This is a genomic window from Streptomyces sp. NPDC033180, from assembly GCF_055577645.1.
Genome location: NZ_JBVIPU010000003.1, coordinates 478,223 through 504,506, shown reverse-complemented (window position 1 = coordinate 504,506; position 26,284 = coordinate 478,223). Strand labels below are relative to the sequence as shown.

Here is a 26,284-nt window from a genome sequence, read left to right as displayed (position 1 = left end):
GGAGGCCGAAGTCTCGTCTCCCACCAGCCGCCAAGGAGGTACCGATGGTTCGAAAAGAGTCTCTTGCACAGCTCCTCGATGACGGACGCCGCAAGATCCAGGTGACCGACGAGGAATTCGCCGAGGCCAAGCGCAGGCGCAGACTCCTCGCCGAGTCCGTACGCCGGGCCTTCGCTGGCTCCACCGCCTACTTCAATGGCAGCGTTGCGCACGGCGACGCCAACACTCCCCTGACCGACGTCGACCTCGGCGTCGTCGTCGCGGAGAAGGACGCCGAGCCTTACGGCCCCGGCAAGGAGAGCGCCCTTCCCCTGATGGAGATCGCCCGCGACGCGATCCACGAGGACCTCGACGACGAGTTCCCCAAGCTCACCATCGAAGTCGAAGGCCGCCGCCGCGCCGTCCTCGTACGCTTCGGCGACCCGGTCACCGCAGGCCAGGCTGACTTCACAGCGGACGTCATGACCGCGATCCCACATCCATCGGGACGCGGCCTGCACATCCCGAACACGAAGATCGCGGCCCAGTGGGACCGCGCCGATCCGATCGCCCACACCCGAATGGTGCTGAAGGCCATCGAGGACACGAAGGTCGTCTTCGCCCGTACGGTCCGGCTCCTAAAACACTGGAACGGCACCCACAGCAAGCCCTTGTGCTCCTGGAACATCAAGGCTCTGTGCCTCGGCTGCCTCGATGAGCCCATGCCGCTGATCAACGCCCTGCAGGTCTTCTTCACCTACGCGGCGGACGAGATCGACAAGGGCCCGACCCCCGACCCAGCCGGAGTAGCGGGCCCGATCCCCCTCAACATGCCGCGCGCCGACGTGCACAAGAGGCTCTGCACCGCCCGGAAGTACATCGACCTCGCGATCGAGCATGAGAAGGAAGGGCGGCCAGTCTTGGCCCAGCACGCTCTGCACCAAGTTCTCCCAGAACTTGTCGCGAAGCCTGATGCCACGGAAGAAGAAGCCGACCGCCTCGCGCGCACGGCCCGGTCAGGCGGGTCGGCCGCCTCCGGTCTAGGGCTCGCCACCGGGCTCGCCACGCCGACCCGGGCCTGGGGAGACTGAGCCCGTGCCCCTCTGGTACGCGACCCAGCCTGTCTGGTGGGCCCCGCTCGAACGTGACGCACGGCGACACTTCGGTGATGCTCTCCGCCACACGTACAGCAGTGACTCACTAACGTACGAACTCGCCGGGCTAGACGTCATAGGCGAGCCCGACCCGATCGACGTCCGGATCCGCTTCCATGCGGATCCGCCCTACCCGACCTACGGCCAACCGGCCCAGGACTTCCCACGCGTCCACGCAAAGCCCGGAGCCCCGTCGAAGCACCGGTACTCACATGACGGCGCCCTCTGCCTCTGGTACCCGCTCGATCCGGACGAACGTCGCTGGACGAGTTCGAAAGGGCTGCTGGACCTCATCGAGATTGTCCGCACACACTTGTTCCTCGAACACTACTGGCGGCTCACCGGCGGTGAGCAAGGTGGCCGGTGGGTGGTGGAGGACGCCCCTCACGGCATTCAGGGGAGCAACGTGTGCAGGTCATCACGGCGGCACAGACGGCGAACAGCGGCTGGACCTGGGCCCAGACGGCCGCGCTGATCGTCCCGTTCATCGCTCTCTTCGGCGCCTACCTCACGTACACCTTCAATCAGCGGGCCGTTCGCAGGGAGCGCCGGGCCAAGACGTTCGCGGAAGCGCTGACTACGGTCGAGGAGTACCTAGAGATGCCGTACCGCATACGGCGTCGTCCCGAGTCCTCCTCGTCCGTGAGGCAACAGCTCACCGACGAAGTCAGCGGCCTACTCGCCCGGATGTCCTTCCATCAAGCGTGGCTCCAGATAGAGGCATCGGCCGTTGCAGGTCCCTATTCGGCCCTTGTTGCCACGGCCCGAGCGGAGGCCGGCGCGCAGATGAGTCTCGCCTGGCGCCAACCCCCGATCACCACCGACAGCGGGATGAACCTCGGAGTGCCGTACCCGCGGGACCAATCAATCGCCGCGCGAGCTACCTGCATCGCGATGATGCGCCGTCACCTCTGAGAACGACCACGATTCGATCCCAGCAACCGTGGCCACATCCCCTGGCACTAGACCGTAGTCATGGCGCGAGCGCGCAGAAGGTCATCGAGCACGCGCACCGGCGACGTTCGGCACATCGCAAGCCGGACATCGAGTGCCGACTCCCACTGCTCAGACAACCCCATCATGAGGCGACGGCGCATGCCTGGCGTGACGTGGGCGTAGCGCGCCGAGACCGAGCCGTCGATGTGGCCCATGCGTTCGTCCATGAGGACCTTCTCGGTGCCGAGGTCCTCCATCATCGTCCGGTGGGTGTGGCGGAGGCCGTGCGGCGTGAGGCCCTTCGCGATCGGGAGCCAGCAGGCGTCCGCCCGCGTAGCAGCGCCTCGGCCTCGGGCCGGGATGCCGGGCCACGGCTCGCCGAGGATCGGCACCGGACGGGCCTCCTGGGGTGCCTTCTTCGGGTACCAACCGGAGACCGCCGGGGTGAACAGCCAGGTCGCGAAGCCGTTGCGGCGCCAGTGAGCAGCGTGCTCTGACATGACGCCTCCGTGTGCGAACCCGAGCTCTGCGATGGCGAGTTCGACACGTACGCGGGTGTCCTCGCGCACACGGTCGGGGTGGTTGAGGACGTTCGAAACCGTGCCCGTGGAGACTTCGGCACGGCGGGCGACATCGACGAGCTTCGCGCCCTGGTGGCCGCCGGTGCGTGCAGCGCCCTGCCCTCGGAAGACGTACGTCCTGCCGTGGCAGGGGCAGGGTGTCGGCTTCGTGCGGGCTATGTGGTTGAAGACCAGGGCCGACAGCCAGTCCGGCGAGTCGATGTCGCGATAGCTGTCGTCCTTGGGCGGGCAGCGCACCAGCTCGCCGGTGTCGAGTTCGTACAGCTGCCACTCGACCCGGAAGGCGTTGGGCCGGACGAACTCCGTTTCCAGGCCGACGATTTCGCCCCAGCGTTTACCGGTGTAGCCCTTGAGGACCGTGGCGACGAACTCGTCGTCACGGCCGGAGAGCAGGGCCGCCCGCTCGGCGGTGAGCAGGATGCCGAGCGCGTCGGTGACGACCTTCTCCGGGCCGCGGTCACGGGAACGGCCGGCGCGCTTGCCTCGACCGCGTCGTCTGGCCGCCGGGTTGGACGTGAGCAGGCCCTCGTCGATCGCGTCCTCGAAGATCAGGTGGAGCGTCGAGCGCCAGGTCTTGACGCTGGAAGCCGCGTACGCGGCCCGCTCCTTCTTCTCCCAGGCGTCGACGTCCGTGCGCAGGATGCCTGCGAGCGCCTTGTCCTCGAAGTCGAAGAGCAGGTGCTCCTCGATGTGGCGCTTGTAGTTCTGCATCGTCGAGGCGGCCAGGTCCTGGGAGGCATACCAGCGGCTCGCATACTCGCCGAAGGTCTCCTGCCCGAGGCCCGGGTCGCGCCACTGACCGCGCCGAACGGTCACCTCTTCCGCGTCCGCGGCCTGCTTGGCCTCCCGCTTGGTGGCGAACTTGACCACGTTGCCCGCGGAATCGGCGACGGTGCCGTACTTGCCGTCCTCGATCTTGTACCGACCACGCCAGTAGCCGCCGCGCTTCTCTGCGTACCCCACAGATTTCCCTCCCTTCTGTCGTATGGGTGCGCTAAGCCACGGTTCCGTACTGGGACTTGGCCATCCGGCGTGGCGGCCGGGCCTTGAGACGGACGGTCGGCACATCCGTCTCGGGTTGCTGCCGGGTGCGCGGCTTCCGAATCGGGGCGCGAATGACGCCAGAGTGCTGCGGAGCCTGGGCGGGACGCTCTTCGTGCATGCGAATGATCTCGGCTAGGTGCTCGTCCGAGAAGCGGTAGGCACGGCCGACGCGGGTGAAGGGGATCAGCCGTCGGCGGGCGCGGTCCTTGACCCACCAGGTGGAGCAGCCGAGTACGGCCGCGATGTCCTCGGGGAGGTAGAGGCGCGACAAGGGGGTGTCAGCGTGCGGGCGCTGTATGCGGGCAGGGGTGGTGGCCATGTGGGGCAAGCGGGGTCCTTTCGCGGCTCGGTGGAATCGGCAGCAATTCCAACGGGTCGGGTTCGTTCAGGGGCGGTACAGGCGGCACTGGCCGTTCTGTGGGAATTTCGACTCCAGGACAGAATGGGCGAACTACGCATGGCCAGCAGCCGGAATCCACCCGCGTGCACTTCTTGTATTTCTGCACTCCGGGGTTTTAGGCGGTCGGCGCAACGACTCCTCACGTAAATTGCCAGACTTCTGGCATGGATCGGCACGGCGGGCGTCCCGGGAAGCATCAATGGTCCAGAGAATCGCCGGTTTGGGTAACCGGCGATCGTCGGCTATGTTGCGCCCTCGCTGACCGACTCCAGGGGCTCGGCGGGACCGCCGAGGAGCGTGCAGGGGGAGATGTCAAGGGCGGCGGCGATGGCGACGAGATCGTCGATGTCGCAGCGCCGGACCGTGCGTTCAATGCGGGAGAGCGCGGTGAAAGTCATGGGTCGGCCGCGCGCGGTGACCAGGGCGGCGAGCTGGCGCTGGGAGTGACCGCGTGCGGTGCGGATGCGCTCGATGGCTTGGGCGGCGGCCTGTCCGGCGGGTCCGATTTCGAGGGGGCGTGGCGGCATTGGTGTGTTGTAGCTTGCGCGCCGGTCGCTTGGGAAGCGTTTCCCTGTCTGCTGTGAGCGATGGCGGTGTCGACGAATTCTGGTGGCGATTTCGTCAACCGGGATTTCGGCTCTACCGTCATGGGGTTGCCGAAAAAGTCGTGAAGGGTTTCAGAACCAAGTCTGGACTTTCGCGCACCAGGTGTGGCTGTGTTGTCCACACACCCGGCGCTGCCGGATTCCCCGCCCCGTTTTCCATATCTGGTCGCCCCTGCCGGCGACCGTCAGTGAAGGAGCCGCCCCTTGGAAGCCGACATCCCGATGCCCTCTCCCGAAGGCGCTCAGCCGACCTGCCCGCAGCTCGCGATAGGTGGGTCGTCCATATCCCCGTCCGACCCCGCTTCGCTGTCCGAGGGCGAGCAGGTCTTGGCCGACCTGCGGGCGCAGTTCCGGCGCTATGTCGTACTGCCGAGCGACGACGCCCTCACGGCGGTGACACTGTGGGTGGCGGCAACCCACCTGCAGACGGCGTGGCAGCACGCCCCGCGTCTCGCGATCGTCGGCCCCGCCAAACGGTGCGGCAAGTCCCGCCTGTTGGACGTGATCACCGAGACTGTCCACGACCCGCTGATCACGGTCAACGCCTCAGCCGCCGCGGTGTTCCGGTCGATTACCGACAACCCGCCGACCCTGTTGGTCGATGAGGCCGACACCCTCTTCGGCTCGGTGAAGGTCGCGGAGAAGAACGAGGAGATGCGCGGCCTGCTCAACGCAGGTCATCAGCGCAACCGGCCCACTCTGCGGGTCTCCGGGCCCAGCCACGAAGTGTCGAAGTTCCCCACCTTCGCCATGGCAGCTCTCGCCGGGATCGGTGACCTGCCCGACACGATCATGGACCGTTCGGTCGTGGTCCGGATGCGCCGCCGTAGGCCGGGCGAGAGGGTCGCAGAATTCCGCACCGTACGGGACACCCCCATGCTGCACGCCCTGCGCGACAGGCTCGTGGGCTGGCTGGCCCCGCTCCACGCGGAAGCGATGGATCTGACGCCGACCATGCCGGTCGAGGACCGCGCGGCCGACACTTGGCAGCCGTTGATCGCCGTCGCCGACCTCGCCGGCGGCCAATGGCCACACCTCGCCCGTGCTGCCTGCCAGGCGATGACAAAGCACGAGGCCGAGCAGGACCAGGACAACAGCAGCCTCGGCATCCGCCTCCTGGGCGACATCCGCCGTGCCTTCGCCGCCGAGGGCAACCCATCGGCGCTCCGCACGAGCCGCCTCCTCGACATCCTGAACCAGGATGACGAGTCCCCTTGGCCCGGATACACCGACAAGGGCCTCACCCCGCGCGGCCTGCAGATCCTGCTGAAGGACTACACCAGCGGCGCGACCAACCGCCGATTCCCCGGCGGCGTCCAGGCACGCGGCTTCACGCGCCTGCAGTTCGCCGACGCCTGGGCACGCTACTGCCCCGAATCCGAGCCGGATTCCACGACCGCCGCCTGACCCGCCACGACCCGTCGCGACTCGTCGCCGTGCAGGTCAGCACCGTGACGGGTCAGCTTCCCGCAACGGGTCGACTCGACATCATCACCGCTCCCGCATCTGCTCTGACCAGGCATGCGACGAGTCGCGACGGGTCCCGGCCCTCCACGGGCGCACCAGCCCTCCGTCCTCCCCTTGGAGCCATTCCGCCCTTGTCTTCGCTCACCCATGCCCCCACCTCCGTACCGGCGACGCTGGCCGCGGCGATCCGCACCGGTGTGGCGCTCCTAGCCGTGGCTGCCTTCGCGCTCTCCTATGACGCCCTGCGTCAGATGGCCGCCGCCAGCCACATCCACCCGGCTCTCACCTACGCCTTCCCTCTCGTGATCGACGGCTTCATCGCCATCGGCATCGGCGCTCTTCTCGTCCTGCGCACCGCGCCCTTGCGCCCTCGGCTGTACGTCTCGGCGCTGGTCGGTACCGCCACCGCCACCAGCATCTGGGCCAACGTGCTGCATGCCATCCGCCTCAACCAGCAAGCCCGCCGTCCAGGGCTCGCGCTCGACGACATCACCGTCGGGATCATCTCCGCCATCGCTCCCCTGGCGCTGGCCGGTGCGGTCCACCTCTACCTCCTCGTCCAACGCCGCCCCACGCACACGGAGCCACCCGACGTCGACCGCCACACCACGACAGACACCGGTCCAGAACGTGATGTGGCTGCCACAACGGAACCGGCGTCCGACAAGAACGTGGCCAAGGAGACCGTGGATCAAGTGGCTCATCCCGAGGAGCCGCCAGCCACACGTCGTGGTCGGCAACCGAGCGCCACCTTCGCCCAGGCCATCGAGATCGGTCGGACCGCTCCGCTCGGACGTGGCGGCCGCGTCTCCCGCCGCCATATCGAGAAGGCCATCCGCGACAAGGGACTGGGTGTGGGTCGCGAACGACTCGACGAGGTCAAGGAGTCCCTCCAGGCCGAACTTGACCGACCTCGCACCGACGCCCTCTAGGCCCATCTCCGACCGCGAACCGGCCGCTCGTCCCAGAACCTCCCTGGCGTGAAGGCCGGTTCGTCTGACTTCTTCAGACCCACCATCAGAAAGCTTCTCGTGCAAGAACGACACATCACCGGCCTCAACAGCGCAGCAAGTTGTCGGGTAAGGAGTCCTTACCCGACCTCCACCCCGCAGGGGGCGGAGGCATCCGGCGCCGAGGCGGCACCGGGGTCGGCCGGCCCGGGGGAGCCGACCGAGATGAGGACCGGCAAGCCGTCGCTGTCCGCGTCGCGCAAGCCCGTGCAACGTCGCCGTCTGCGTGACAAGCAGCTGCGCGATCGTCGCGTCCACCCCCGCTACAACGACGACGAGTTCACCCTCGTAAAGAACGCCGCCGCCCTGAGCCACATGGCGCTCGGTGGCTATGTGGCCGAGTGTTCGCTCGCCGCCGCCCGCTCCGACGACCCCACCGCAGCCGTCGCCGACTACCGCGCCATGATCAAGGCACTCATGGCCGCCAACGGGCAGCTCGGCCAGATCGGCAACAACCTCAACCAGCTCACCTGGCACCTCCACAAGGACGGCGCCTGGCCCCATCCCGACACCGTCCAACGGCTTCTGGACCGCGTCGAGGCGTCGGTCGCCGAGCTGGACACCGCCATCGCTCAGGTCACCGAGGGGCGGTGAGCGGGTGATACCCAAGATCATTCTCGGCTCGGGACCGGACGCCACACGCCGCACGATCGGCTACCTCTTCGGCAAGGGCCGCGCCAACGAACACATTGACCCGCACCTCGTGGCCTCCTGGAACGGCTTCGCCCCCGACCCCGGCCGCAGCTCCCACCGTGATCCGAAGGACGCGATGGCCCAGCTCGTCGCCCAACTCGACCAGCCCGTGAAGATGCTCGGCGACAAGGCACCCAGAGACACCGTGTGGCACTGCCCCGTCCGAGCCGCACCCGAGGACCCGATCCTCACCGACGCCCAGTGGGCCGACATCGCCCGTCGCATCGTGGCCGCCGCCGGCATCGCTCCCGACGGGGACGAGGAGGGGTGCCGGTGGGTGGCAGTTCGGCATGCCGACGACCACATCCATATCGCTGCCACCCTCGTCCGGCAGGACGGCCGGCGCCCCGAGCGCGGCTACGACCAGCGCGCTGTCCAGCGCGAGGCCCGCGAGATCGAAGTCGACTATGGGCTTCGGCGGTTGAAGCAGGGCGACGGAACCGGCGCCAAACGCCCCACCAGCAAGGAGCACTTCAAGGCCAAGCGCCTGGGTCAGGACGCCGCCACTCGTGACGTCCTCCGGATGCGGGTTCGCCGCGCGGTCGCAGCCGCATCCGACGAGGCCGAGTTCCTCGCCCTGCTGGAGGCGACAGGCGTGACGGTGCGCCTCAAGCTCGGCCCCTCCGGCGACGCACTCGGCTGTAACTTCGCCCTGCCCGACGACACCAACGACAGGGGCGAGCCGGTGTTCTACGCGGGCTCCACCCTCGCCCCCGACCTGTCCCTGCCCAAGATCCGCAAGAGCCTCGCCACCACAAGCCCTGAGCCGATCGCTGTCCGGCCGGGTGACCCGTGGCACCAGGCGACAGCCGCCGCCGAGCGCATTCCTCACCACCTCATCAACAGTTCCGACCCGACCGGCCAAGGCCAACTGGTAGCGCTCGGCACGACACTCGACATCCTGTCGATCACTGCACCGGCCGCGGTGAGGACCGAGCTGGAACAGGCCGCCCTCACCTTCGAACGCGCCACTCGCTCCCGTATTGCTGCCGACCTGGACAGCACCCGCGTCCTGCGCCGCAGCATCCAAGCGATCTTGCGTGAAAGGCCCGCGGACGGCGATGGGTCCGGGTTCACAATGCTCCTGGACACCGCGCTCACGGCGGTGGCATTCGCGATGCACTGGCACCGCACGCACCAGCACGCCCAGCAAGAAGCAGCCGCCGAGCAGGCCCTCGTACACCTTCAGATCGCGTACGAGCAGATCGCCGAGCCTGTCCTGGCGAACCTCGCGCAACGCGCCCCCAGCATCCAGATAAACCAGCGCTTCGCCCGGCACCTCCAGCAGACGGTCCCCGATCACGCCGAACGCATCCTGAACGACCCCGCCTGGGACGCGCTCACCACCGTGCTCGCCGAGGCAGAGGCCGCCGGGCACAACGCGGCCTCCGTCCTGGACCAGGCGCTCGGCCAACGTTCCTTGGACGACGCCCACAGCCCCGCCCGTGCGCTGACCTGGCGCATCCGCCGCCTCGGCGAGCGTCATGCCCCCAGTCCCCGGGCCCAAGCAGCCAAGACCCGCAGCGCTGCACAAGGTCAGGGCGCCACAGTCCTCCCGACGGCCGTTGCCCCACTCCAACCGCGGTCACCGTCGCACCGGCGCTGACCAAAGAGTAGGCGGTACACCTTCTGATCAGGCCGATGCGGACAGCTTCGGAGTGAGCAGCTCCAGCGCTTCCTCCCAGCGGTAGCGATCGGCGCCGCCGCCGGCCTTCGGCTTGTGGGGCTCGTACGAGCCGATCAGGACGCCCATCTCGCGCAGCACGTCGAGGCTGCGTGCGTACGCCGGGTGGGCGGCCTGGGCCGCATTCAGGTATGGGAAGGCAGCGATTGGGACACCCATCCCGTACGCCTCGCAGAGAATGCCCAGCGCCAAGGTGTCGGAGATCCCGGCCGCCCACTTGTTGATCGTGTTGAAGGTGGCCGGCGCTACCGCGATGGCGTCGGGTGGCGGCAGCGGACGCGGGTCACCGGGCTGTCGCCAGGCCGAGCGGATCGGGTAGCCGGTCTGTGCCTCGACGGCCTCGGCGTCTATGAAGCCAAGGCCCTGCGGAGTGGCGACGACGCCGACATCCCAGTTCACCTCCTGGGCCGCGGTGATCAGCTTGCCGACGTCCCCAGCAATGCCGCAGGCGCACACTACGACGTACAGGAAGGGCTTCTTGGTCTGCGGGTCTGGCTGATCACTCACGCGGGGGCTCCCAGTTGGCGACTGAAGCGGTGCAGTTCAGGCAGCGTACGGCGGCGGTCGCGGGCGGCCATGTCGGCCACCAACTCGCGGACAGCCGGGCGGCGGATGTCCTGGGCCGCGCAGCTCTCGGCGATGCGGAGGGCCTGGTACCCGTCGGCCAGGCGTCCCTGCTGGCTGTAGGCACGGCCAGCCTCGATCCACAGGGCGGCGCGGCGCTCGGGGACGGGGATGTGCCGGCGCATGAGCGGTCGGGCGGTGTCCAGGGCGACGCCTGCGTCGCCGAAGACGACGGCCGCGCTGAGTCCGTGCAGGGCGACGTTGGTCGGGCTGAAGTTGGCCCAGGCGTCGGGACTGTCGAGCGCGACGTAGCAGGCGACTTCCTTCGCCTCGGTGAGGAAGTCACGGGTGGCCGAGCGGTCACCGCCGCTGCTGGCGGCGGTGACACCGCGCAGGAGCAGCAGTCCGAGCGCCGCGAGGTACCTCGGGGACCGCTGGTCGTACGACCCCGTGAGCTGGTCGGCGGTGTGCCGGACGAGGGTGACGGCCTGAGCGGTGTGGCTGTCGCGGGCCAGGGCGTGGGCGTGAACGCGGACGCTGGAGGCGAGAACGACGGGGTCGCCGGAGCGTTCGGCCTCGGACATGGCGCGTCCGACCGCGAGCCAGGCATTGCCCTGGTCGCTCTGTTTGAGCAGCAGACTCGCCGAGGTCTGGTATGTCGTGGCGAGGAGACCGGACAGGTCGCTCGAGCCGGGGCTTTCGCTGATGGCCTGCCGTAGCTGCCCGATCAGAACGGGCAGCGTGCCCTCCAGTTGCGTGTAATCGCAGGTGCAGAAGAGGCGTCGTACGCCTGCGACTTGGTCGCGCAGGCTCTGGAGATCCGGCACCGGTTCGGCAGTCACACGGGCTGCTCCTGGCAGCAGCGACTGGACCAGGTCCTGGTGGGCGGTGCCGGGGATGGTCGGGGCCGCGAGCGCAGCGATGCCAGCGGCGAGAACGGTACGGCGGCGCATGTCCTCTGTCTCAGGGTCGCAGGGGCTGATGTCCGAAGCGGCGGCGAGGCCGAGGCGGTGCGGCGGAATCGCCAACACCTGCGCGACCTTGCGCAGCATGCGGACGTCCTCCGTGCCTCTGCCTGCTTCCAGGCGGCTCACCTTGGACTGGTGATAGCCCAGGGCAGAGGCGACATCCTTCTGCGAGCACCGCTGTAATACGCGTGCTTGACGGATCACTTCACCGATCCGTCTCGCTTCACTTTGCGCTTCGGCCATCTGTGCCACGGCTCCTCCTGCCGTCGCCGATCCTGCCTTCTCAACCGAGCGTAATGGACTGACAGTTCACCGTGATGCAGCTCCTGCATAGACGATGCAGCACCAGCACATGTCCTGGTTCGAGAGGCCCGTGCGGCGGTTGCGTGGAGTGGCCGTACCGATCCAGGAGGCCGCTCATGGAAGCGCACCACATCCGGATTTCCGTCTCCGGCTCGCCTGCCGGCGCCGCGACCGCACGCCAGCAGATCGCGGATGAGATACGGGATTGGGGAGCCTTCCTGGGGTCTGAACTCCTGCATGCGGCAGAGCTGGTGGCCTCGGAGCTGATCACGAACGCGGTTCGGCACGCACACGAAGGCCCGATCACGGCCGACGCCGACCTGCACGAGAAGGCGCTGCGGATCGCTGTGGTCGACACCAGCTCCGAGATCCCCGAAGTCGGTCTGCCGGATGCGGAGGGGGAAGACGGCCGTGGTCTGTTCCTCGTCGCCGCGCTCTCGGATCGTCACGGATTCGAACCGCTTCCTTCCGGCAAGCGCTGCTGGGCCGAGTTCGAGTTCAGTGCCCCGCCCCCAGTCCTCGCAACACACCTTCCCCAGCAGAGGAGTCGACTGTTGCCTGCCATACGGATTCCCCCAGTCGCGGCCGAAGTGGTCGCCGTGCGACCGAGTGTTCCGCTTTCCGGGGCAGTGACCGTCGACGGATCGAAGAACGCGGCCCTGCCCCTGCTGGCCGCCGCTGCGGCGATGCACCGCCCGGTGCGCCTGAGCAATGTCCCGGCGAACACGGATGTCGAGACGCTGCTCACCCTTCTCCAGCAGGCGGGCTGGCACGCGGCCCGTCCGGTCAGCGATCCGCACACCACGGTGATCTTGCCGAGCGACAAACCGCAGCCGGATCCGGACCCCGAGGTCGCTGCACGCATCCGGGCTTCGTACTACCTGGTCCCGGCGCTGCTCGGTGCTTACGGACGGGCCCGCTTGCCGTGGCCGGGCGGCTGCGCCATCGGGCAGCGCGGGATGGAGCAGCACTTCAAGGTGTACGAGCGCTTCGGTGACCGCACGACCGTCGATGACCACGGCTACGTCGTCGAGGCGGCCACGGGTGGACGCGGCACGGTGTCGATCATGCTGCCCTTCCGGTCCCGCGGAGCGAGCATCGCCGCTGTCCTGCGCGCAGTCGTTGCCGGACGGCCGTTACGCCTGGGCCAACCGAATCTGTCGCCCGAAGTGCTCAGTGTCGTAGAGGCGTTGAAGACCGCCGGGTGGGAGTGCCGGATCAGCGAGACCATCCTCACGCTCCAGCCGCCTCGGTCCGTCACCGACGACACGCTCGCGTGGAGGGTGCCCGGCGACAAGATCGAGGCCGGCACCTTGGCCTGCGCGGTCGCGGTGAGCGGCGGCAACGCACACATCGTCGGTGTCCGCAGCGACGACGTCGCGCCCCTCGTCAGCGCGCTGCGCTGGCTCGGTGTACCCGCCGAGGCGAAGGACGGCACCCTCGCCGTCCAGGCCGAGGACGCCCAGCCCACCGGTCGGCCGCTGCGAGCCATCGCCTCCCTGTCCCCCGGCGGCCTGGACGCGGACTTCGAACCACCGCTGATGGCCCTGGCGCTCACCCTTCCCGGCACCCACCTGTTCTCCGACGACATCAATCCCGGCCGCCACGGCAACGTGCTGCCCCAGCTCGTCCGCCTCGGGGCCACGATCGACGAGCTGTCGTCCACGCAGTGCCGCTTCGCCGGGCCGCAGCAGCTGACAGGTGCCGGAGTGGAGGCCACCGACATCCGCACAGGCTCCGCCCTGCTCATCGCCGGCCTCACCGCTCGCGGCGTGACCACTCTCGGCGGCCTCGAACAGCTCCGACGCGGCCACGCCGACCTGCCCGTCAAGCTGCACGCCTTGGGCGCCGACATCTGCGAGGTGATCCCGTGAACCGGCAGCTACGGCAGATCATCGCCACGACCGACGCCCACTCCACCTTCGGCTCGGCCATCCCGATGCTCGCCTACCTCCACACCGCCAGGCCCGACAGCCTGATCGTGGACTGCGGAGACTTCTTCGAGGGCAGCGGCTACTACCAACTCGGCAAGGGACACATCGAGCGCGAGGCCCTCACCACCCTCTACGACCTGCTAGCGCCCGGAAACCACGGCTGGCCGCACTACTTCGAGCCCCAGCTGCACCGGATGACGGTGTGCGCGAACACGACCGACGACAGCGGCAATCCGCTCTTCGACCGCGTACGCATCCGCGACATCGGCGGACGACGAGTCGCCGTCACCGCGGTGATGGGATCGCAGGCGTTCAACGCCATTCCCGTCGATCAACGCACCGGCCACCGCGTCGCCAATCCCGCCCAGGCCCTGCGCGAAGTGATGCTGGAGCACCACCACCGGGCCGACGCCTGGATGGTGCTGTCCCACTCCGGCTTCGAGGAGGACCTGAAGCTGGCCGCCGCCTGCCCGTTCGCCGACGTCATCTTCGCCGGGCACTGCCACAGCGACACCCTCGGCCCCGCACACGTCGGCGACACCCTCGTGGTCAAGGGACGCGAACTCGGCGCCGGATACGCCGCCGCCGAATCCGTCGGCAGCGGCTGGGCCGCCCGCACCAGCACTTTCCCCGACGCCCCTACCGTTCCCGATGACCTCGCCGCCCTGCTGGCAGAGATCTCGACCATCGGACAGCAGCTGAAGAGCCCCCTCGGCACCGTGGCCGAGCCCCTCCGCAACACGCACCTGGACCGCCGCCAGCTGCTCGAAGAGATCGCCGGTCGACTGCACACCGGCCTCGGCGCTGACGCGGTCGTCCTCAACGAGACCGCACTGCGCCCCGTGCAGCTCGGCACCACTCTCACCCTCGGCGACCTACTGGCCATCGAGCCCTTCGGCAACCAGCTCGTGCACGCCTTCCTCTCCGAACCTCACGCCCAGGACCACGGCAAGCTACTCGACCTCCTCACCGACCGCGTCGGCCCTCTCGTCGTCGCCCCCGCTCCCCTGCCGTCGGCGGTCCGCACCGTACTGACCACGGACTACCTCGCCGACAGTTACCTCGAAGGGCGAACTCATCAAGCAGGCATACAGCTTGGACAGGCTGTATGCCACGTCCTGACTGCCGCGCTCCACACCTCCGCCGATCCCCAGGAAGCAGGCGAGCAATGATCCTCACCGGGCCTGAGATCAACACCGCCGTGGCAGACGGCCGTCTGCGCATCGCCCCCTTCGCCCCGGACCAGACGAACCCCAACAGCTACGACGTCCGCCTCGGGGTCACCTTGCTGACGTACGCCTCCAAGGTGATCGACGCCCACCGCGCCAACCCCACCCGCTCCGTCCTGATCGGCAAGGACGGGTACGTCCTCCAGCCCGGAGAGCTGTACCTGGGCCACACAGTCGAGGAGGTCGGCTCGGACGTCTTCGTCCCGCTGCTGTTCGGTCGTTCGTCGGTCGGGCGGCTCGGGTTGTTCGTCGAGATCACCGCGCCTATCGGCGACATCGGGTTCCACGGTCAGTGGACGCTGATGCTCTCGCCCATCCGTCCGCTGCGGGTGTACGCGGGCATGAAGATCGGGCAGGTCATGTTCTTCGTCTCCACCGGTGACGTCGATCTGTACCGCGGCAAGTACCAGGGCGCGACAGGACCCCAGCCCTCCCGCTACTGGCGGGATACGGCCCGCATCCCGGCGGTCGCGTCATGATCCTCACGGGCCCCGCCATCGCCGCCGCCGTCAGCACGGGTGAGATCACCATCTCCCCCTACGACCCCGCACGCCTCTCGCCCAACGCCTACGACTGGCGTCTGGGCGACACCATCCGTGTCTGCGCAGGCGACCTGGACGCGGCGATCCCCACGGCTTTCACCGAGCACCCCATCGCGGCGTCCGGCCTGGTCCTGAAGCCTGGCGTGCTGTATCTCGGTGCCACGTTGGAGCGGACCGGCTCGGAGACGTACGCGCAGTTACTGAATGGCGATCGCACCATCGGCGCCCTCGGCATCTGGGTCCACGTCTCAGCCCCACTCGGCCACCAAGGTCACGCCATCCGCTGGACCTTGGAGATCCGCGCCGCCAGACCCGCCCGGGTCTATCCGGGAATGACCTTCGGCAAGCTCGTCTTCCTCACCTCCCTCGGTGCCCCTGTCAGCTACCAGCAGGAGCAAGCCAAGTACGCGGCCACGAATGGCATCGACATCTCCCGCCTGTACGAAGAGACCCCTCAAGGAGTGCTGTGAACCCCGCCATATGCCGGGAAGCGGGTCCGGTGGCCGCGACCTTCCTTGACCTGCCAGCCGGAAGCCCTGGCGGCAGCGTCGAACTCTTCCTCGACCTCTACACCGGAGATCAGCCGCTCATCCCCGCGCGAGCATTCATGCTGGCCCCTGCCGGGGGCAGACCTCGCCTCCCCGCCAACCTCGGCCTGCTGACGGCACCCGGCAAATGCTTGGAGGGTCCAGCATTCGCCCGTTACGTCGCAGCCCTACGACGCGCCTTAGTGGCCGCGGTCGACCCGGCCCAGATCGAGGTCCTTCACCTGCAGCACCTCGCCTTCGGCGCCACCCCCGCACTGCTCCGGGCCCTGCCATCGCGCCCCAGGATCGCCCTCGTCCACGGCACTGACCTGATCTTCGCCGAAGCACACCGCGATCAGCTCCAAGTGCTCCGCGAGACAGCGCGGGCAGCCAACGCCGTCGTCGTGCCCACCAAGGCGATGGCGGACCACCTTCTGCAGCTCGCCCCGCAGACCGACTGCCGAAAGCTCGTCCACGTCCCCTGGGGCATACCCGACCACCTGCTCACCGATCCACCGTTCAGACCCGACCGAACCCCGACCAGCCATCTACGACTCTTGTACGCCGGTCGCCTGACCGCCGAGAAGGGCGTCGGGCACCTGATCACCAGCGTGTCAGCCCTTCCAGGAGTCGAACTGAGCATCGCCGCCCCCAAAGCCCAGTTCCACGCCATGGCTCCGCTCCTCAAACGGGTCGGGGTACGACCGCGATATCTCGGCTGGCTCCGACGTCCACAACTGTGGAAAGCCTTCGCCGAGCACGACCTATTGGTCATGCCCTCCACGACGCTGGAGGCCATGGGCCTGGTCGCGCTGGAGGCCCAAGCCTGCGGCCTGCCCGTCTTGCACCAGGCAGTACCCGGCCTCAACGAAGTCCTCGCCGCGTCCGGGGTGGCCACCGACTTCACGCACCCCGCCTCACTCGCACGCGAACTCGACCGGCTCCGAGCCGCACCGGGCCTGTTCCCCGCTCTCCAGCAAGCGGGCTACGCGAACGCCGCCCGCTACCCGCTCTCGGCGACAGCCGGAACCCTGGCCGACCTCGGCCGCCAGCTCACCTGAACACGGCCATCGCCCGGTCTCGACGCGCCATTGCCCATCCAGCCCCACCCACGTCACTACGCTGACGCGGCGGGACACCGATTGCGAACAGGGAGACCATGACGCACCGCACCGACCGCATCGAACTGCTCCTGCGCGAAGGCGTCCGGGACAAGGTCTATCCCGGTGCCGTATGGGCTGTCGGTGACGCCCATGGCACCCACACTCAAGGCACCGCCGGAGTCCTCGACCCCGCCGAGCCGGAAGTGCCGATGCAACTCGACACCGTCTTCGACGCCGCCAGCCTCACCAAGATCCTGGCCGTCTGGGCATCGATCGGGACCCTGTGGGAAGAGGGCAAGCTCAACCTCGACGTCCCGCTCGGCGTCTTCTGGCCCGAGGCCGACGGGCACCCGCTGGAAGCCGTGACCGCTCGCAACCTCCTGACCCACACCGCCGGTCTACCGCTGCGAGCCCAGCTCAAGAACCTCTACGGCACCGACCCCCAGGACGTCCGCGACGGAGTCCTGCACGAGGTCCTGCACCGGCCGCCGGGCGAGGCCGTCGAGTACACCGACCGGGCCGCCCTCATCCTCGGATACCTGGCCGAGCACCTCTCCGGACAACGGCTCGACCAGCTCGTCACGCAACGGACCTGGCAACCCCTGGGCATGGACAACACCCGCTTCGGGCCACTGCCCGCCGATGTCGCCGCACGCTGCGCACCAACCGAACTCGACCAGGACACCGGCACCCACCTCAAGGGCGTCGCCCACGACTTCTCCGCCCGGCTCCTGGGCGGAGTCTGCGGCATCGCCGGCGCCTTCACCGTCCTCGACGACGTCAGCATCTTCCTTCGCCACATGCTCGCCTCCACCCCGGACCGGACCGGATTCGGCCCCGCCTGGATCAAGGAGTCGCTGACCGGCCAGACCGGCAGTCTGGAACCGGTACGTGGCCTGTTCTGGCACCCGGCCCCCGGCAGCGACTCCGACACCGACATCTGGGTCCACTACGGCTTCACCGGAACCGGCATGTGGATCTCACCTCTGCAAGGCCGATGGGCGGTGCTGTTGACGAACAAGCTCTACTACACCCGCGATCGGCAGCCCCTCACCGAGGTCCGCAACGCCTTCAGGGCGCATACCTTCGCCTGATGCATGCAGTTCTTGCCGGCTTGCGCGGTGGGTGGAGGTTCCGTGAAACGTGCAGGCGTGGCTAGCCCGCGGTGAGATCGCCGGAGAGGCTGATCTCGATGGGGCGCTTCAGCTTGCTGCCGTATCTCCAGTCCAGGACGCCGTCGTGCTGGAGGCGTCCGACGACGATGCCTGGGGCGATGCCAGCCCGGCGGGCGAAGGCTGTGATGTTGGTGAAGGGCATGGGGCGCTGGGCAAGTTGCTTGTAAGCAGCCGCGTGCTCGGGCGGGATGAGGGTTTCCCTGGCGAAGGCGTCTGCCTCGTCCTCGCTGCGGTCTCCTTCGGGGGTCGTGTCGTCGTCACGGCTCGTGTTGTCGATGAAGGTGAGGCGTTTGCCGTGCAGCAGGACATGGCCGAGCTCGTGGAAGACGGTGAACCAGAAGTGGTCGTCCTTCCTGAACCGGCCGCTGAGGGCGACTCCGACCTTTTCCGGGGTGAGCCATCGGGTGACGCCGGACACACGACTGTTGGGGGGCGCGGCAACGAACACCACCGCGACGCCGGCTCGGGCGCACAGGCGCGGGATTTCGGTGCGCCAGACGGCGGGTTCCTTAACGGTCAGGGCGCGCAGCTGGGGAAGTAGCTCAAGCAGGACCGCGCGGTCGTAGGGTGCGCAAGGGATTTCGCGTGCTCTGAGTTCGGCCTCGCGCAGCCAGACGGCGGTGGCGTAGTCATCCGGCGTGAGGACGGTGGAACGCCGGAAGGCAATCCGGTAGCTGCCCCACACGTTCTCTGCAACCTCGGGGTCGGCAACCCCGAAGAACGCCAGCAGATGCTCGAGATTGTCCACCGTGCGCTCTTTGGTCGGCAGGATGCCGCGCTTGGCCAACTCCTGCAGGGAGAAGCGGTCGAGCCAGTCGAGGCGGTGGCTGAGGGCTTCACGGCTCTGGGTCCGGCTGACATGGGTGCGCCAGGCGGCCTCCATCTGGTTCCACAGCGAAGCCGGGATTCCGACAGCCCGCTCCAGCAGAAGGGCACTCTCGGGGGTGAGGACAGCGCTGCCCTGGACGATTTGGTTGACGTGCTTGGTCGACAGCCCGGTGCGGCGGGCAAGGTCAGCCTGGGGGATACCAAGGGCGTCGAGCTGTTCTTTCAGCGTGTCGCCCGGTGGCAGGGCTTCATCCGGCGCGAACGGGTGCTGGGCGGAGGGCGGAGTCACGTGAGTGCCTCTCGGTCGGCGAGGCTGCGGGGCGGGCCTGGTGGCAGGGTCAGGGGCGGTGGATCGCTGCGACGATCACAGCGCGTACGGCGTGCTCGTTGAGGGTGCCGTCGTCGAGGGTGCTGGGCGGGTCGTCGCGCGGGCGGACCACGAGATCGCCGTGATCACCGAGCGACACCAGCAGAGTGAAGCAGTCCCCGTTGACTGCGGGCCGCAGCCGCGCGGCCGCAACGTGGCGCAGGTCGGCCAGGTGGTGGGCGGCCACCATCTGGCCAAGACGCCGGAGCAGGGTGGTCGCCCCGTCGGGGCCTAAACGGTCCCTGCGGGCAGGGCCGCTGTTGCAGACACGAGCGAGCTCGGCGTCCTCAAAGACGATCTCCACCAGCGACCTCAGAATCCTCTTCCGTGTACCTACTGCTTCCATGCTATCCTCCCGATCAAGGATCGCGAGATTTCATGCACCTACTGGGTAAATGAAACTTTGGAGTAGCGTGTGGCCTGTGCTACTGCAGGCCACCGCAGAAGATCGGAAGGACAGCTCATGGCAGGCAAGAGCAGCGCATCCAACGGCAAGCGGGGCCGCAGCGCCATCACGGGCCGGTTCGTGAAGCAGGCCACCGTGAAGCGGCACCCGAAGACAACGACCAATGAGAGCGCCGGCAAGGGCGGCAGGAAGAAGTAGGCCGCCAGCCCCTCGCGACGGACCTCGCGTTGTCAGTGGTGTGAGGCAGGTTCAGCAGACCAATGCAGTCACGACCAGACTGGAGGGCCCGATGGCTCACCTCAAGCAGCAGTTCAAAGATGCGCTGAGCTCCATCGAGCCCGGCGACGACAAGACCAACGCACCAGAGGCACATCGCCTCGTCCGTGACGCCCTAAAAGCTGACTCCAAGCTCGCCGAGTACGGCGTCAGCCCGATCTTGATCGGCTCCTACAAGCGCAACGTGTCGATCCGCAGGATCAAGGATGTCGACGTGTTCGTGCGCCTGCCCGATGTTCCGAGCGACGTCACATCGAAGGACATCCTCGACAGGTTCTTCAAAGTCCTGCATACAGAGTTCGGCACGGACGCCGACGGGCACCGGCGCGCCAAGCGTCAGGACCGGAGCCTGCAGGTCTCCTTCCCGGAGTACGACCTCTACGTCGACGCGGTGCCCGCCCGCCCCTATGGCGACGGGACCTGGGAGATCCCCCAGAAGGGCGAAGAGAACGAGTGGGTGCGCACCAACCCCGACGGGCTGACGGATCTCTCGAGCACGATGAACGCGGACCACGACGAGTACTACGTACCGACCGTCAAACTGCTTCGCCAGACTCGTCGCGCCCTGCTGGGCACGAAGAAGCCCGGCGGATTCTTCATCGAAATGGCCGCCTACCAGGCGTTCGCCTCAGGCGCAGTCTCGGGCAACGACCAGGCGGAGTACTACGTCTCCGCTCTCCGGGAGGTCAGCAAGATCATAGAAAACTTCGTAACCCACGGCATGGCGGTGACCGACCCGACCCTGCCCGGACACACCATCCACATCCGCGCGACCGACGGTGAACTGGACACCGCGCGTACGCGGTTCGCCGACGCCGCGACGTCAGCAGAAGCTGCTCTCGCCGAGGAGGACGCGGGCAAAGCTGCGCTGGCGTTCCGGAAACTGCTGGGAAAGAACGGCGATGGAAATACGGTCTTCCCGATGCCCCCCAACTTCAACGAGGACGGCAGCAAGAAGGCATCCGCGATCTCGCCCGGTGCCCGCGTCGTTCCTGCTGGCGAGAGGACCTTCGGGTGACCTCTGTCAGCTTCGACGAGTACGTCGCCTACGCACGGCTGCACTTCGAGGAGAGCCTGATCCGCGCCGGGTTCCACGAGGTGGAAGCAGGGTGGGAAGGGCCTGTCCCGCACTTGGCGGGCACGACCCGTGTAGTGATCGACCTGCCGCCCCGCTTCCCCTTTCGGCCGCCGAGGGTGGTGCCGGTCGATCACGACGCGGTGCCCTGGTCCTGGCACCGTGACTCGGACGGCGCGCTGTGCTTGGTTGCTGAAGAAGATCACGACGGGTTGTGGTGGATGGAGGCACCGGCGTTCCTCGAACACGTCACAGCATGGTTCGAGCACGCGGACACCGGATGGACGGACGATCGGCCCGACCTCGACCTCGACCGGTACTTCCATCAGTCCGCGGACCGGCGCCTCTACCTCTACGACGACCTCGGCCAGTACATCAACCGCTCCGTCCGCTTCAGCCCTGCCAGCAACAACACGATGCGGATCAGGCACGGCATCCGTCCCAAAAAGGCCCTCAAGCACAGCAAGGACCGCTTTGGGTACGTGGCCGATCTCGGCGAGATCGACGTGCCGCCGCGAACCTGGACAGACATCTGTGCCCGGCTCGGTTCGAACGCGGATCTGGACCGCAGAATTCGCCAGCGGTCGGTCGCGGTCGTCGTGCTGGTTTACCGACGAGGCACCCACGAGGGCGCGATCGTGCTGGACGTAACGCCCACGAAGGAGGGCGGCACGGCCGTCACACGTCTGCGCTCGGGCGCAGACACCGAGGCCGCCCGGTCCGCTCGCGCAGGCGTCCTCGCTGCCGAATTGCGTGAATCCAAGGTTGCCGTGGTCGGCGTCGGCGCTTTGGGCTCGTTCATCGCCGACATGCTGGTGCGCTCCGGTATCCGTCACCTCACTCTCATCGACGACGATGTGGTCATGCCGGGAAACCTCGTCCGCCACCTCGTCGGCCCCGACGCAGTCGGACTGCCGAAAGCCGAAGCGGTCAAGCGACACCTCGTCAGGCACAACGAGGCGCCGGCCGCAGGCGTCGACACCATCAATAGCGCCCTTACCTCGGGCACCGACGCGGCCGACCATTTGCGGAACCACGACCTCGTCGTGAACGCCACCGCCGACTTCACCACCACCGCGCTCCTGCATGTAAGCGCCCTGACACTGGGCACACGGGTCCTGTCTGCGGCGCTTCAAAGCGACGGCAGGACCTATCGCATCGACCTACTGCCACCGATCGACGCCGCAGCACCGCTGCCGCCTTCGACGATCAGAGCCGACACCGAGGTACCGCAACTGTTCGAAGCAGGCTGCGGAAGCCCGATCTCCCCAACGCCGCCCCACGCAGTGATCGAGGCAGCAGCGGCAACCGTCCGCCACGCCGTCGGACTCCTCGTGGACCGCCCCTTCCATCCTGCAGGGGAGATGCGCCACCTCTACTCCGCACCACGAGGGGGCCACCACCAGTGACCCGGCTGGCACCACGGATCGAGCTGCGCCAAGCGGCATACGAGGTCATCGCGTCCGCGACCGCGCAGCAGATGCCGCGGGAAACGGGTGGCATCCTCCTCGGCTATCAGGAAGACGCCAACGTCGTTGTCACCCATGCCCTCGTGGTCGATGGACATGGAGCGTCCACCCACAGGTACGTGCGCGATGACGTCAGGGCGAACACGCTGCTCGCAGAGTTCCTGGCCCAGCGAGCGGACGACGATCCAACCGGCTACGTCGGCGAGTGGCACAGCCATCCCGCACCGTCCGGACCGAGCCCGACGGACCTTGCCGCGATGCAGGCAATGTCCCGGGAACACGACGGCCCGATCGCACTCCTCGTTTACGCTCCCGGCGGGACGGACCCCTTCTCCGGACTGATCACCCGGCGGCAACGATGGGGACGCGTCACCAGCAAGACAGCAACGGTCCTTCCGCCACCTCAGAGATTCAAGGCGCTGGGGCCACTGCCCAAGGGCGCTGTCCGGCCTGACGGCGCGGTGTTCATCTCCTACCGGCAGTCGGACGGGTCCCCGCAGGCCGAGTCGATCGAGAATCTGCTCAGGGCGGCCGGTCTCGTCGTGTGGAGAGACCATACCGACCTGCGCGCGGGCACAACGACCGATCGCCTCGAACAAGCCCTGACCGAAGGGCTTTCAGCAGCCGTACTCGTCGTGACGCCGGACATCGTCCACAGCGACATCGTCCGAGAACGTGAGGTGCCTCGGCTGCTCCAACTGGACGAGGACCCCGCCTTCAGCCTGTGCATCGCGAACAAGACCGCCAGAGCGGGAAGCGATACACGGTGCGACTACGACGCACCGGACCGGCTCCTAAGACTCGCTCCCTCCCGGCCCCTCGCCGACAAGAAGCAAAGCAACATGCTCCAGCCGTCCGGTGAGAGCGAGATCGTGCGCGACCTGCTGATGCACCGAGTCGAACAACGCAAGCCCGCCATTCACAGCCAGAACCGCACCTTCACGATCCGAGTCCAGACCCGCCCTGCGCCCTTCGCCATGGACGCGGGCGAGGACGATCTGCACATCCGCATCAGGGCCGCCAGCGAGGGGCGTCTGCCGTTGCGAGAGGGACTTCAGCTCCTGCAGACCACACTGCCCCTGACCAGCGACGCCGTCTATGCCGCTGGCGCGCAAACCGTACGCGTCTTTGGCGGAGCTCACCTGTCGGTAGCCCTGGCCTTGGGAGCCGCCCTGCCCGAGACCAAGATCGGAAATCTCGAGGTGGTCGACACCCGCGGCGCTCATTGGACGTCTGCAGAAAGTGGCGACGCCCCACTGACCAGCGAACTTCATACGCAACGAGTTGACCTCGAACAAGCGCAGACACCCGACAGCCACGCCCGCGTCGCGATCTTCCTTAGCCTGACTGCCAATCCAGATCACACCGCATTCGAGCAGCTCCTGCACGAGTCCAGCGACGGCTTCGCCGCGGCCGCCGTAATCTCCGTCGCCGGCGAAGACCGACTCGACCCACGCGAGGCCGCACGCCTCAGCACGGCTGCCGCGCAACAGATCAAAGCGCTTGCCGCACACAGCGGCCGTGCGGAGGTGCATCTCGCTTTCCACGGCCCCTACACGATGGCTCTACTCATAGGGCGATACCTCAACACACTGCGCACCGTCGTCTACGAGTGGGACGGTGCGACCCCTGGGAGGCGCCGCTACACCCCAGCTCTCGTGCTTGAGCCAGGCGTCACCGGCGGACCGATCACCGAGATCCTGCTCGCCCAATAGGCGTGGCTACGCACACGCAGCGTGCCAGCCGATCTTGCTCTGCCTGGCTGAAGTTGTAGCAGTGCACCACCGGAATGTTGCTGAGCCAGGCGGTGATCCAGACGAACTGGGCGAGAGGGCGGCGAACGCAGTGGGCCTGCTGGCCTGAGCCACGGGCCAGGACGCGAGAAGTCTTCGTCAGACCGAGTCATCGGATGGATCCGCCACGTCGGCGGCCTCAGCGGAGGTCAGCCTGACGCACCCACAGTGGGACGTACCCGCTGAAGGCACCGCCTGCCTGTCAGTGCTGAGCCATATCGTCGTTTCTCTGGACTCCCACGATCGAGACAGATTGAGGACGGACACCGCCATGCTGGCTGAAGAAACACCCTTCGCCGACCATATCGAGGGTGCTCGATGATTCCCCGTGGACCGGACTGCACGGTGACCACCCTGATCGAGCTGCAAGGCGGCAGGCTGCAGTGGGACAAGGCCATGCGGCGGATACGGGAGCTGGGCTGGACGTGTCACGAGCTCAGCCCGAAGGAACGACGCACGGTCCTCCGGGCATTCGACTCCGATATCAATTTCAGCGAGTTCTGGTGGGTGGAAGTACCGATCATGGGCTCCACCTGGCGTGCCGACCGCGAAGCAGCTTGGCAGATCACAGAGTTGAGCCGGTCGGTACAGACTGTGATTTACGGTCGGCTGTTCCGGCGTGAGGAGATCGATCGGGCCCTTGAGCCCGAGTGGCAGGTGCACTCGGCAGATCACGAACCCGAAGGCACCGTCACACCGGGCTTCCGTCGGCTTTGGCGAACAGCCACGCGCTGGTGCGCGGCGCGCACTGGGCTGCTTGACGTCCGCGTGCGCATCCATGCGAGCAAGGACGCCGCCCGACACCTGGCCCGGCATCTACGCACGGACGGACCCCGAGCCGACCTCGACGTGCGGCCGCTCGACGGACGGGGGCGCACCGGGACAATCCATCATGGGGAGGACGCCCTCAACAGGGCTCTGGCGCTCTTCGGCGGGCCACTGCTCGCTATGTCCCTCTTCCTGTCAACAGCTCAGCACTTGATACCCGTTGCCGCCGCAGTGTGCTGGTTCCTCGCTGTCGTCTGTGCCGTCCCAGCCTGGTGGACGGCTTTCGCCCTGCCTATGGCCCAGTCTCGGCTCCACTGTCTAGTTGTCTGCGTCATCGCAACCCTCGCAATGGCCGTCTACACACTGGGCATCCCTGGGCTCTTCGACGGCGTCGACTCCCGGTACGCCTGGTTGACGGCAGCAATCGGCTTCTACGTGACCGGTCTGATCCTGCTGGGGCGGCGCTGGCGATGGCAGATACTGGCCGCGACGGTGCTTCCTCTGCTCGCCACACTGCTCGTGGCAGCTGTACCCCTCACCGGTAGGATCCTGCAGGACGGCTACGCGGACGAGCTGTCCCTGTCACCGGAAGAGACGGCGGTCAGCGGGGCGTACCAGCTCTTCGCGGCGGTGAAACTGCTGTGGCCCACCCTCGCGGCGATCCTCTTCATAGCAGCCGCTTGGGGCGTCCTGCGTTACTTTCACTTCATACGGCCGCGGAGCGTCTTCGCTGGCACCCTGGCCGCGCTTTTCCTCACCCTTGGCTTGCTCACAGCCGCCGAGTGGACCTTCGCGTCACCACAGCACGCGGCCGACAAGCTGAAGCGAGCAGCCTCTCATCACACCAAGGCCCCACCGTATTTCGGTATCTCAGCGGACTGGGTCTGCGTCCGTCCCACAGTCTCGGTTCACGCCCTGAACGAGCAGGGTGGAGCGTTCGTACCACGCACCCCCTACCTTTCGTTCGGCGTCGCCGAAGGCAACGTGGTCTTGTGGAACGCCGCAGCCGACCGCCCACTGCGTGTTCCGGCCGGACAGGTGAAGCTGCTTCCTGCCGGGAACCCCGGGCTCTCTTGCGGCACATGATTGAACAACACAGCCGAGAGGGAACCGAGCAAATTTACTTGCGCTACGCAGCTCGGAACCAAGGCTTCGAGAGCACTGCACCCTCTCATCGGGAGATTTCCGGGAGATGATCTTCTCCCGGAGACCAACCGGAACCTCGCCGCGCCACTTCAGACCAACCACCTGACCTGCAATTTTACAAGATTCGCAGGTGTCGATCACACCCGAACCTCATTCGGGACGAAGAGGTCGTGGGTTCAAATCCCGCCACCCCGACAGCTGAAACACCAGGTGAGGCGCCTACCAGATTCGGTAGGCGCCTCGCCTGTTTCTGTGTGC

24 protein-coding genes and 1 pseudogene are annotated in these 26,284 nt (G+C 67.4%); 18 read left to right on the top strand and 7 right to left on the bottom strand.

The features are described 5' to 3' along the window. Window positions 1–44: 44 nt before the first annotated feature. Together ACZ5WE_RS13050 and ACZ5WE_RS13045 are read left to right on the top strand one after the other, a co-directional pair. Window positions 45–1,070 carry a hypothetical protein gene (locus tag ACZ5WE_RS13050; protein WP_467685944.1) on the top strand — a complete coding sequence of 342 codons (1,026 nt, stop codon included), beginning with the start codon at window positions 45–47 and terminating at the stop codon, window positions 1,068–1,070. A gap of 471 nt (window positions 1,071–1,541) precedes the next feature. Beyond that, complete coding sequence (locus ACZ5WE_RS13045; RefSeq protein WP_467685942.1) at window positions 1,542–2,048, top strand: hypothetical protein; 507 nt, start codon at window positions 1,542–1,544, stop codon at window positions 2,046–2,048. Between the two features lie 47 nt (window positions 2,049–2,095). Here ACZ5WE_RS13045 and ACZ5WE_RS13040 read toward each other — a convergent pair whose 3' ends face one another. The 3 genes from ACZ5WE_RS13040 to ACZ5WE_RS13030 all read right to left on the bottom strand — a co-directional run bounded on the left by ACZ5WE_RS13040 (window position 2,096) and on the right by ACZ5WE_RS13030 (window position 4,621). Continuing rightward, window positions 2,096–3,613 (bottom strand): LacI family DNA-binding transcriptional regulator, encoded by a 1,518-nt coding sequence (locus tag ACZ5WE_RS13040; RefSeq protein WP_467685940.1) that lies wholly within the window; start codon window positions 3,611–3,613, stop codon window positions 2,096–2,098. Between the two features lie 31 nt (window positions 3,614–3,644). After that, complete coding sequence (locus tag ACZ5WE_RS13035; protein ID WP_467685938.1) at window positions 3,645–4,013, bottom strand: DNA-binding protein; 369 nt, start codon at window positions 4,011–4,013, stop codon at window positions 3,645–3,647. Window positions 4,014–4,336: 323 nt separating this feature from the next. Then, window positions 4,337–4,621, bottom strand: coding sequence for a helix-turn-helix domain-containing protein (locus tag ACZ5WE_RS13030; RefSeq protein ID WP_467685936.1), 285 nt, complete (start codon window positions 4,619–4,621; stop codon window positions 4,337–4,339). Window positions 4,622–4,921: 300 nt separating this feature from the next. Between ACZ5WE_RS13030 and ACZ5WE_RS13025 the strand changes: the two genes are divergently transcribed. From ACZ5WE_RS13025 to ACZ5WE_RS13010, 4 genes are all read left to right on the top strand, one after another. Continuing rightward, a complete protein-coding gene (locus ACZ5WE_RS13025) occupies window positions 4,922–6,106 on the top strand; it encodes a DUF3631 domain-containing protein (protein WP_389902995.1) in 1,185 nt (394 codons plus the stop codon). A gap of 191 nt (window positions 6,107–6,297) precedes the next feature. Further along, window positions 6,298–7,098, top strand: coding sequence for a DUF2637 domain-containing protein (locus ACZ5WE_RS13020; protein WP_467685934.1), 801 nt, complete (start codon window positions 6,298–6,300; stop codon window positions 7,096–7,098). Window positions 7,099–7,341: 243 nt separating this feature from the next. Continuing rightward, a complete protein-coding gene (locus ACZ5WE_RS13015; RefSeq protein WP_467685932.1) occupies window positions 7,342–7,770 on the top strand; it encodes a plasmid mobilization protein in 429 nt (142 codons plus the stop codon). Between the two features lie 4 nt (window positions 7,771–7,774). Further along, window positions 7,775–9,475: a relaxase family protein gene (locus tag ACZ5WE_RS13010; protein WP_467685930.1), complete on the top strand. Its 1,701-nt coding sequence runs from the start codon at window positions 7,775–7,777 to the stop codon at window positions 9,473–9,475. Between the two features lie 27 nt (window positions 9,476–9,502). On the opposite strand, the gene ACZ5WE_RS13005 is transcribed toward ACZ5WE_RS13010, so the two are convergent. Together ACZ5WE_RS13005 and ACZ5WE_RS13000 are read right to left on the bottom strand one after the other, a co-directional pair. Then, on the bottom strand, window positions 9,503–10,060 hold the full coding sequence (locus tag ACZ5WE_RS13005; RefSeq protein WP_467685928.1) for a flavoprotein: 558 nt from the start codon (window positions 10,058–10,060) through the stop codon (window positions 9,503–9,505). After that, entirely contained in the window at window positions 10,057–11,328 is a 1,272-nt protein-coding gene (locus ACZ5WE_RS13000) for a helix-turn-helix domain-containing protein (protein WP_467685926.1), read from the bottom strand. Before ACZ5WE_RS13000 ends, ACZ5WE_RS13005 begins: the two co-directional genes overlap by 4 nt. Before the next feature lie 74 nt (window positions 11,329–11,402). On the opposite strand from ACZ5WE_RS13000, the pseudogene ACZ5WE_RS12995 reads away from it, so the two are divergent. From ACZ5WE_RS12995 to ACZ5WE_RS12965, 7 genes and pseudogenes are all read left to right on the top strand, one after another. After that, window positions 11,403–11,831, top strand: a pseudogene (locus tag ACZ5WE_RS12995) (ATP-binding protein); the annotation flags it as partial. Between the two features lie 147 nt (window positions 11,832–11,978). Next, window positions 11,979–13,262, top strand: coding sequence for a UDP-N-acetylglucosamine 1-carboxyvinyltransferase (locus ACZ5WE_RS12990; protein ID WP_467686247.1), 1,284 nt, complete (start codon window positions 11,979–11,981; stop codon window positions 13,260–13,262). Beyond that, the gene (locus tag ACZ5WE_RS12985) at window positions 13,259–14,494 is read left to right on the top strand and encodes a bifunctional UDP-sugar hydrolase/5'-nucleotidase (RefSeq protein WP_467685924.1); all 1,236 of its coding nucleotides are present in this window, start codon (window positions 13,259–13,261) and stop codon (window positions 14,492–14,494) included. The genes ACZ5WE_RS12990 and ACZ5WE_RS12985 overlap by 4 nt, the downstream gene beginning before the upstream one ends. Beyond that, window positions 14,491–15,030, top strand: coding sequence for a dCTP deaminase (gene dcd, locus ACZ5WE_RS12980; RefSeq protein ID WP_467685922.1), 540 nt, complete (start codon window positions 14,491–14,493; stop codon window positions 15,028–15,030). The genes ACZ5WE_RS12985 and dcd overlap by 4 nt, the downstream gene beginning before the upstream one ends. Then, a complete protein-coding gene (locus ACZ5WE_RS12975; RefSeq protein ID WP_467685920.1) occupies window positions 15,027–15,563 on the top strand; it encodes a dCTP deaminase in 537 nt (178 codons plus the stop codon). Before dcd ends, ACZ5WE_RS12975 begins: the two co-directional genes overlap by 4 nt. A 29-nt stretch (window positions 15,564–15,592) precedes the next feature. Then, the gene (locus ACZ5WE_RS12970; RefSeq protein ID WP_467685918.1) at window positions 15,593–16,681 is read left to right on the top strand and encodes a glycosyltransferase family 4 protein; all 1,089 of its coding nucleotides are present in this window, start codon (window positions 15,593–15,595) and stop codon (window positions 16,679–16,681) included. A 98-nt stretch (window positions 16,682–16,779) separates the two neighbouring features. After that, a complete protein-coding gene (locus ACZ5WE_RS12965; RefSeq protein ID WP_467685916.1) occupies window positions 16,780–17,817 on the top strand; it encodes a serine hydrolase domain-containing protein in 1,038 nt (345 codons plus the stop codon). Between the two features lie 61 nt (window positions 17,818–17,878). Here ACZ5WE_RS12965 and ACZ5WE_RS12960 read toward each other — a convergent pair whose 3' ends face one another. Both ACZ5WE_RS12960 and ACZ5WE_RS12955 read right to left on the bottom strand, forming a co-directional pair. After that, window positions 17,879–19,015 (bottom strand): ImmA/IrrE family metallo-endopeptidase, encoded by a 1,137-nt coding sequence (locus ACZ5WE_RS12960; RefSeq protein ID WP_467685914.1) that lies wholly within the window; start codon window positions 19,013–19,015, stop codon window positions 17,879–17,881. A 49-nt stretch (window positions 19,016–19,064) separates the two neighbouring features. Continuing rightward, a complete protein-coding gene (locus ACZ5WE_RS12955) occupies window positions 19,065–19,397 on the bottom strand; it encodes a hypothetical protein (RefSeq protein WP_467685912.1) in 333 nt (110 codons plus the stop codon). 159 nt (window positions 19,398–19,556) lie between these two features. Between ACZ5WE_RS12955 and ACZ5WE_RS12950 the strand changes: the two genes are divergently transcribed. The 5 genes from ACZ5WE_RS12950 to ACZ5WE_RS12930 all read left to right on the top strand — a co-directional run bounded on the left by ACZ5WE_RS12950 (window position 19,557) and on the right by ACZ5WE_RS12930 (window position 25,966). Next, window positions 19,557–19,697 carry a hypothetical protein gene (locus tag ACZ5WE_RS12950; protein WP_165951458.1) on the top strand — a complete coding sequence of 47 codons (141 nt, stop codon included), beginning with the start codon at window positions 19,557–19,559 and terminating at the stop codon, window positions 19,695–19,697. 91 nt (window positions 19,698–19,788) lie between these two features. Further along, a complete protein-coding gene (locus tag ACZ5WE_RS12945; protein ID WP_467685910.1) occupies window positions 19,789–20,793 on the top strand; it encodes an SMODS domain-containing nucleotidyltransferase in 1,005 nt (334 codons plus the stop codon). Then, entirely contained in the window at window positions 20,790–22,259 is a 1,470-nt protein-coding gene (locus tag ACZ5WE_RS12940; RefSeq protein ID WP_467685908.1) for a ThiF family adenylyltransferase, read from the top strand. The genes ACZ5WE_RS12945 and ACZ5WE_RS12940 overlap by 4 nt, the downstream gene beginning before the upstream one ends. After that, window positions 22,256–24,034, top strand: coding sequence for an SAVED domain-containing protein (locus ACZ5WE_RS12935; protein ID WP_467685906.1), 1,779 nt, complete (start codon window positions 22,256–22,258; stop codon window positions 24,032–24,034). The genes ACZ5WE_RS12940 and ACZ5WE_RS12935 overlap by 4 nt, the downstream gene beginning before the upstream one ends. Before the next feature lie 423 nt (window positions 24,035–24,457). After that, window positions 24,458–25,966 carry a hypothetical protein gene (locus ACZ5WE_RS12930; protein WP_467685904.1) on the top strand — a complete coding sequence of 503 codons (1,509 nt, stop codon included), beginning with the start codon at window positions 24,458–24,460 and terminating at the stop codon, window positions 25,964–25,966. The last annotated feature ends 318 nt before the right edge of the window (window positions 25,967–26,284 follow it).

Bases quoted from the DNA above. Each gene is read 5' to 3' on its own strand.
- ACZ5WE_RS13050 (WP_467685944.1), top strand. From the start codon at position 45: ATGGTTCGAAAAGAGTCTCTTGCACAGCTCCTCGATGACGGACGCCGC.
- ACZ5WE_RS13035 (WP_467685938.1), bottom strand. From the start codon at position 4,013: ATGGCCACCACCCCTGCCCGCATACAGCGCCCGCACGCTGACACCCCC.
- ACZ5WE_RS13030 (WP_467685936.1), bottom strand. From the start codon at position 4,621: ATGCCGCCACGCCCCCTCGAAATCGGACCCGCCGGACAGGCCGCCGCC.
- ACZ5WE_RS13025 (WP_389902995.1), top strand. From the start codon at position 4,922: ATGCCCTCTCCCGAAGGCGCTCAGCCGACCTGCCCGCAGCTCGCGATA.
- ACZ5WE_RS13015 (WP_467685932.1), top strand. From the start codon at position 7,342: ATGAGGACCGGCAAGCCGTCGCTGTCCGCGTCGCGCAAGCCCGTGCAA.
- ACZ5WE_RS13000 (WP_467685926.1), bottom strand. From the start codon at position 11,328: ATGGCCGAAGCGCAAAGTGAAGCGAGACGGATCGGTGAAGTGATCCGT.
- dcd (WP_467685922.1), top strand. From the start codon at position 14,491: ATGATCCTCACCGGGCCTGAGATCAACACCGCCGTGGCAGACGGCCGT.
- ACZ5WE_RS12975 (WP_467685920.1), top strand. From the start codon at position 15,027: ATGATCCTCACGGGCCCCGCCATCGCCGCCGCCGTCAGCACGGGTGAG.
- ACZ5WE_RS12965 (WP_467685916.1), top strand. From the start codon at position 16,780: ATGACGCACCGCACCGACCGCATCGAACTGCTCCTGCGCGAAGGCGTC.
- ACZ5WE_RS12950 (WP_165951458.1), top strand. From the start codon at position 19,557: ATGGCAGGCAAGAGCAGCGCATCCAACGGCAAGCGGGGCCGCAGCGCC.
- ACZ5WE_RS12945 (WP_467685910.1), top strand. From the start codon at position 19,789: ATGGCTCACCTCAAGCAGCAGTTCAAAGATGCGCTGAGCTCCATCGAG.